Origin of the sequence: Kurthia sp. Dielmo, assembly GCF_000307285.2 — a bacterium.
Classification (GTDB): domain Bacteria; phylum Bacillota; class Bacilli; order Bacillales_A; family Planococcaceae; genus Kurthia; species Kurthia populi.
Window position 1 is genome coordinate 647043 of sequence record NZ_HE578957.1, and the last position, 6934, is coordinate 653976.

Below are 6934 nucleotides of genomic sequence, written 5' to 3' on the forward strand. Positions count from 1 at the left end.
TGGAGGAACAATTATGTTCGAAAAAAAAGCATACGATGGCGATTTAATTGCCCAATATACACTATTATCAAAACAATTATCCGCACTATTAGAAGGAGAAAAAGATCAAATCGCTATTTTAAGCAATGCTTCTGCATTACTTAATCAGTTTTTAGACGATGTCAACTGGTGTGGTTTCTACCTTTATAAAGAAGACGAATTATTACTTGGTCCGTTCCAAGGCTTACCTGCTTGTGTACACATCGCAATTGGACGAGGTGTTTGTGGTACAGCCGCAAAAACAATGGAAACACAGCTAGTAACAGATGTACATGACTTCCCTGGTCATATCGCCTGTGATGCCGCTACGAATTCTGAAGTCGTCGTTCCGCTTTCTAAAAATGGCTCTTTATACGGTGTATTAGATATTGATAGCCCTACAGTTTCTCGTTTTTCAGAAATAGATAAAGAAGGCATTGAGTTATTTGCTCGCACACTTGAAAAATACTTATAGTATATAGCATCTTTTGTTTTACGCTTGACTTTATACTATCTCTTCCCGTACAATAGCTCTTGTGTAAAATAAACGCAGCGGTTGTATGGTATAGCTGTTCAGTTTGTTCCTCTAGTTTTTAACTAGATGGTGTATAAGTAATTCGTCGGCTGCATGAACGAACATACATGAAAGCAAAATGTCAGTTATAACTAAATACGACTGATTTTTGTTTTATACCAAATAAAAATCATAGGAGGGACTTTAAATGTCTCGATATACAGGTCCATCTTGGAAACTATCTCGTCGTTTAGGCATTTCTTTAAGCGGTACTGGTAAAGAAATCGAAAAACGTCCATACGCTCCAGGTCAACACGGCCCTACTCAACGCAAAAAAATCTCTGAGTACGGTTTACAATTACAAGAAAAACAAAAATTACGCCACATGTATGGTATGACTGAACGTCAATTCCACAACGTATTCGTTAAAGCTGGCAAACAACAAGGTGTACACGGTGAAAACTTCATGATCTTACTTGAAACTCGCCTTGACAACTTAGTTTACCGTTTAGGTTTAGCTCGCACTCGTCGTGCAGCTCGCCAATTAGTAAACCATGGCCACGTAACAGTTGATGGTAAACGCGTTGATATCCCATCTTACAGCGTAAAACCAGGTCAAGTTATTTCTCTTCGTGAAAAATCTCTTAACCTTACTGCTGTAAACGAAGCTATCGAAGTTAACACATTCGTTCCTGAATACTTAACTTTCGACGCTGACAAAAAAGAAGGTACTTTCGTACGTTTACCAGAACGTTCTGAATTATCTTCTGAAATCAACGAAGCGTACATCGTAGAGTTCTACTCTCGCTAGTAGCGTATTTAAAAAAGCAGATTGCCAAAAGGCAATCTGCTTTTTTTATTTATTACGACCCAAAACCAATTAACAGTAAAATACTCGCAACGATAAATACAATGAAGAAAACTAGAATAATACCAAAAATAATCATAACGATAATAACACCGATTGAACGTCCAATAGATAATTTTTCTACCTCTGAAATAACAATAACTTCTAAGACGAGTGTCACAATCCCAATAACAACAATTAATAAACTCATAAATAAAACAAAATATTCTAAGTTAAACGCTGCTACTTTTGATAAAATCACATAAATCAATGCTACTGGTGTAGCAATGACATAAGGTAAAAGCGATACATAATAACCTTTTCGCATTTCTTTAAATGTCCCTGTTCCTTTGAAAAACCACTTTGCAATAAAGTGAGTAAAGAAACCGGCAATAATCGCGCCTAGCCAGACACTTGGAATGGCTAAAATGACTGACACTAATACTTGTAACCAAGTAATTTCAAATGTTTTGTCGTCAATATTACTAAAAATAACATTACCAAAACCTGCTAAAAATAGTACAAACCAATATTTTGAGAAATTATTTTTATTCACATAATGAATTGCTTCTCTGGGACTTTTCCAAGCTAACTTGAATAATTCTAAATTCATTTATTTCCCTCCACTTCTAGTAATGTTAATGGACCTAACCAGCCAAGCATACCATCACTTAAATTTGTCGTTTCAAACCCCATACTTTCCATATATGTAGCTGCATTATAGCTACGTACACCTGCTTTGCAAACAAAAATATACGGAACTCTTTGGTCAAGCTCTGATATACGATATGGTAACTCTCCTAGAGGTATATGAATAGCTTCCGGAATCATCCCATGTGCTACTTCAAAATCCTCCCTAACATCAACTACATGCAAGGTTTCTCCTTCTTCTAGCAAGTGTTGTACTTTTTCTGCTGTAATATGTTGCATACTGTACCTCCCTTGAGTATTTTAAAAATATTCGCTATAGTTAGCTTAACATGAAAGGACATGTGATGAAATGAAAGCAACTATTTATTCGACGCCCAACTGTGGTTACTGTACATTAATGAAAAAATTTTTACTGGAACAACAAATTGAATTTGAAACAATTTTAATTGATGGACCTGAAATTTCTCAATATTTAATGGCGCAAACAGGACGTTTAGGGGCACCTCAAACACTTCTTGAAGGGCACTGGATTTTAGGTTATGATCCTAATCAAGCAACTAAAATTATTCAGCATCTTAGCAAATAAAAAAGAGTTTCTCCCATTATTAGAGAGAAACTCTTTTTTTAGTTATGCAAATTTCACCATAAAGTATTTTTCTTGCCACGACGAATAATTGTAAAGGCATCTTCTAAACGGTCTTTTGTATCAACTGTATAGTCTAATTCTTTTACTTTCTCACCATTCACAGAAATTGCACCATTTGTTACATCTTCACGTGCTTGACGTTTTGATGATGAAATTTTTGCTTCTACTAATAAATCAACAATATTAGCATCTTCTTTTGCTACTTCTACTGAAGGAACCCCTGAAAATGCTACTTTCATTTCTTCTACTGATAATGCTTTTAAATCACCTGAGAATAAAGCAGCTGTAATTTTAAGTGCTTGTTCTAAACCTTCTTCGCCGTGAATTAATTTTGTCATTTCAGATGCTAATGTTTTTTGCGCTTCACGTAAATGTGCTTCTGTTGCTACTTTTTCTTCTAATGCTTCAATCGTTTCACGAGATAAGAATGTGAAAATTTTCAAGTATTTTACAACATCAGCATCGCCCGTATTTAACCAGAACTGGTAGAATTCATATGGAGATGTTTTTTCTGCATCTAACCATACTGCGCCACCTGCTGTTTTACCGAATTTTGTACCATCAGCTTTTGTTACTAGTGGAATTGTGAAGCCATATGCTTTTGCTTCTTCATCATGTGTTTTACGAATAACTTCAAGACCAGTGGTAATGTTACCCCATTGATCTGAACCTCCTACTTGAATACGTACATTGTGGTGATTGTATAAATGATTGAAGTCCATACCTTGAATTAATGTGTATGTGAATTCTGTGAATGATAGACCTGATTCTAAACGAGAAGAAATGGTATCTTTACCAAGCATGTAATTGATGTTAATCAATTTACCGAAATCGCGTAAAAATTCGATTGTTGTCATATTACCAAACCAGTCGTAATTATTTACTAATTGCGCGCCGTTTGCTTCATTATTAAAATCAAAAATGCGTCGAAGTTGACCTTTAATACAATTCACATTATGTTCAATTTGTTCTCCAGTTAAAAGGTTACGTTCCGTTGAACGACCTGAAGGATCTCCAATCATACCCGTAGCTCCACCAACTAAAAGAATTGGTTGGTGCCCTGCTTGTTGAAAACGACGTAGTGTTAACATTGGCACAATATGACCGATATGCATAGAATCCGCTGTTGGGTCTACGCCAACATATAATGCTACTTTTTCATCGTCTAATAACTTTGCCATACCTTCCTCGTCTGTTTGTTGGTACAATAGGCCGCGCCATTTTAAATCTTCAATTAAAGCATTTGTCATTGTTATTCCTCCTAAAATTTAAGCGTCTTTTTTTGGGAACAAAACTACGTACGATCCGTTCCTCTTCATATGACGTATAAAATAAAAACGTCCCTGCCATCAATAAAAATTGATGCAGGGACGTTAGGGACGTATAACGCGGTACCACCCGGCTTGGAGATAAAAAATCTCCCGCTTCTTTTCGCCTTATCGCAGCGTATACGTCTCCCTCAGAATGTGTAATTCATCAATGCATTATGACTAGCTTCCACCAACCGCTAGATCTCTATACAGGGAATCCACTGATTACTTCGCATTCATCACCGTTCGAATCATATATAGGCTATTATCACTGTTCCAAAATCAATTGTCAATAAAAGAACGTGAATATGGTATAATAGACGAGATTTTAGTGAAATAAAACACTAATAGGTGCCAATTATTTTTGAGTGGCATATTAATGACGTATTAGGGTAAGATGTAGTGTATGAATCAGTAAATGATACATAATACATTTTGACAACAACATTCAAAACTATGTTAGCCGTTGCACTAATGTAGTCCCTTAATTTAGAACATAAAGGAGGAAGGCGTTCAGAAAGTAGCAACATCACGCCTTGGTGAGCTTTTTGCAACGTCATGTGAGTGAATAAAATCAAACAATGGGTCGACCAATTTGATGCACGAATCGATGAATTATCGAATAAAACTTGGATGAAATATTTCCGTATTACGACAAGCGTTGTGCGAAATCTTCTGCTACTATTCGCTCTTATCATCGCTCTTGGTATCGTATTTGTCGGGTCGATTGGCGCAGGTTATTTTGCCTCACTCGTAAAAGAAGAACCACTTGTTTCAAAACAAGAAATGGTTTCTACCGTTCACAATTATGAAGAAACGAGTAAACTATACTTTGCGGGCAATCAATACTTAGGGAAAATGCGTACAGATTTGGAACGTACAGAAATTACACTAAATAAAGTATCACCAGATCTTATTAATGCTGTAATCGCAACTGAGGATGAAAACTTTGAAAATCACGATGGTATCGTGCCAAAAGCGGTATTACGTGGTTTATTCCAAGATATTTCAAATTCAGACTCTCAAACAGGGGGTTCTACGCTAACACAGCAATTAATTAAAAACCAAATCTTAACGAATGAAGTATCTTACGAACGTAAAGCAAAAGAATTATTACTTGCAAAGCGTTTGGAAAAATTCATGACAAAAGATGAAATTTTAGAGGCCTACTTAAATGTTATCCCTTATGGTCGTAACTCTACGGGCACAAACATCGCTGGGGTCGAGACGGCAGCAGAAGGTATTTTTAACGTCAAAGCAAAAGATTTAAACCTAGCACAAGCTGCATATATTGCTGGTATTCCGCAATCTCCATATGCTTATACACCTTATACGCAATCAGGTGCTTTAAAAGATAATAAGCAATTAAAAATTGGTATTAACCGTATGAAAACTGTGTTATATCGTATGCATGAAACTGATAAAATCACAACAAAACAATATAAAAAAGCATTAAAATATAACATAAAAAAAGATTTCCGTGAACGCGAACCTCGCGCAACGGAAAAATACCCTTATGTAACAACTGAAATTGAAAAACGTGCAACAGAAGAAATGGCTAAAATCCTTGCAAAAAAAGATGGTATTGATACAAATCGTCTTGATGAAGAAGCACGCCTTCGTGAAAAATATGAAATTTTAGCTGACCGTGAATTACGTACAAAAGGTTATAAAATTTATTCGACTGTTGATAAAAAGATGTATGATGCGATGAATAATGTTAAAACGAATTTCTCAAGTTATGGCACAACATTATCAACACAAACAACCGATAAAGAAACCGGCGAAACAAAAACAGTTGAGGCCCCTGTGCAAGTAGGTGCAATGGCAATTGAAAATGCTACTGGTAAAATCAAAAGTTTCATTGGTGGTCGCGACTATGATTTAGAAAATTTAAATCATGCAACGTCGTCTAAGCGTCAGCCTGGTTCTACTATTAAACCATTGCTTGTTTATGGACCAGCAATTGAAAAAGGAATTATTAGCGCCGGTAGTGCCCTGCCAGATGTTGAAGTAACATCTCATGGTTGGTCAACTGCTAAGCCTCTTGAAAACTATGGCGGTGCTACACCAAAAGGGATTGTTTCTGCACGTTACGCATTGAAAAACTCATTAAACTTACCCGCTGTACGTTTATATGGTTTAAACTTTGCTAATAAACCTATGAATTACTTAGATAAACTAGGTTTTGAATACATCACAGAAACAGACCGTACAACTTATTCTGCTGCACTAGGCGGCTTGCAAGTTGGTTCTACTGTAGAGGAAAACACCAATGCATTTGCAACGTTTGCTAATGGTGGTAAATATGTTGATGCTTATATGATTACTAAAATTGTTGACAAAGATGGCAAAACAATCTATAAACATAAATCAAAATCTAAAAAAGTATTCTCCCAAGCTACATCTTATATTATTAATGATATGCTACGAGATGTTTTAGATTCTGGAACAGGTAAAAAAGCAAATGGCACATTAAAGTTCAATGCGGACTTTGCTGCTAAAACTGGTACAACACAAAACTATAACGATGTATGGTTTATGGGTTATAACAAAGACATTTCATTAGGAGTTTGGTTAGGCTATGATATGCCTAAAACATTAGATTATGGTTCAGGCTATTACGGTAAACCATCTGAACGTGTAAACCGCCTATGGGGTCAATTGATGAACTCAATCTACGATACAAATCCAGATCTAGCAACGGCTAATGGCGACTATTTCAGTCGTCCATCAGATGTCGTAACACGTTCAACTTGTTCAATTCAAGGTTATAGTTGCTCAAGCGATCTTGTAAATGCAAACCTATCATTAAATACGTACTCACCAACAAGTATTTTACAGCCTTTCGGTGGCAATCCAGAGGCCTTAAATGGACCTAAAAAAGAAAGCGAAGAAACAAATACTACTGGTACAAACGGTACTACTGGTACAAACGGTACTACTGG

6 protein-coding genes, 1 pseudogene and 1 other annotated feature are annotated in these 6934 nt (G+C 36.1%); of the genes and pseudogenes, 4 read left to right on the forward strand and 3 right to left on the reverse strand.

Translation table 11 applies throughout. The annotated features are described in order from the left end of the window. The first annotated feature begins 13 nt into the window (after window positions 1–13). Window positions 14–493, forward strand: coding sequence for a GAF domain-containing protein (locus KTHG_RS08070; protein WP_126989200.1), 480 nt, complete (start codon window positions 14–16; stop codon window positions 491–493). A gap of 247 nt (window positions 494–740) precedes the next feature. Then, window positions 741–1343, forward strand: a complete 603-nt coding sequence (rpsD, locus tag KTHG_RS08075) for a 30S ribosomal protein S4 (RefSeq protein WP_126989199.1) — start codon at window positions 741–743, stop codon at window positions 1341–1343. A 52-nt stretch (window positions 1344–1395) separates the two neighbouring features. Here the strand turns inward: rpsD and KTHG_RS08080 are convergent, their stop codons facing one another. Together KTHG_RS08080 and KTHG_RS08085 are read right to left on the reverse strand one after the other, a co-directional pair. Continuing rightward, window positions 1396–1992, reverse strand: a complete 597-nt coding sequence (locus tag KTHG_RS08080) for a YIP1 family protein (RefSeq protein WP_139992651.1) — start codon at window positions 1990–1992, stop codon at window positions 1396–1398. Beyond that, entirely contained in the window at window positions 1989–2309 is a 321-nt protein-coding gene (locus KTHG_RS08085) for a rhodanese-like domain-containing protein (RefSeq protein WP_126989197.1), read from the reverse strand. The genes KTHG_RS08080 and KTHG_RS08085 overlap by 4 nt, the downstream gene beginning before the upstream one ends. A 70-nt stretch (window positions 2310–2379) precedes the next feature. Here KTHG_RS08085 and KTHG_RS08090 point away from each other — a divergent pair, with 70 nt between their 5' ends. Continuing rightward, a complete protein-coding gene (locus tag KTHG_RS08090; protein ID WP_126989196.1) occupies window positions 2380–2616 on the forward strand; it encodes a glutaredoxin family protein in 237 nt (78 codons plus the stop codon). A 42-nt stretch (window positions 2617–2658) separates the two neighbouring features. Here KTHG_RS08090 and tyrS read toward each other — a convergent pair. Beyond that, window positions 2659–3926, reverse strand: a pseudogene (gene tyrS / locus KTHG_RS08095) (tyrosine--tRNA ligase). Window positions 3927–4048: 122 nt separating this feature from the next. Next, window positions 4049–4238 (reverse strand) — a binding site (T-box leader). A 312-nt stretch (window positions 4239–4550) separates the two neighbouring features. On the opposite strand from tyrS, the gene KTHG_RS08100 reads away from it, so the two are divergent. Beyond that, on the forward strand, window positions 4551–6934 hold a 2384-nt coding region (locus tag KTHG_RS08100), incomplete at its 3' end, for a transglycosylase domain-containing protein (protein WP_139992778.1).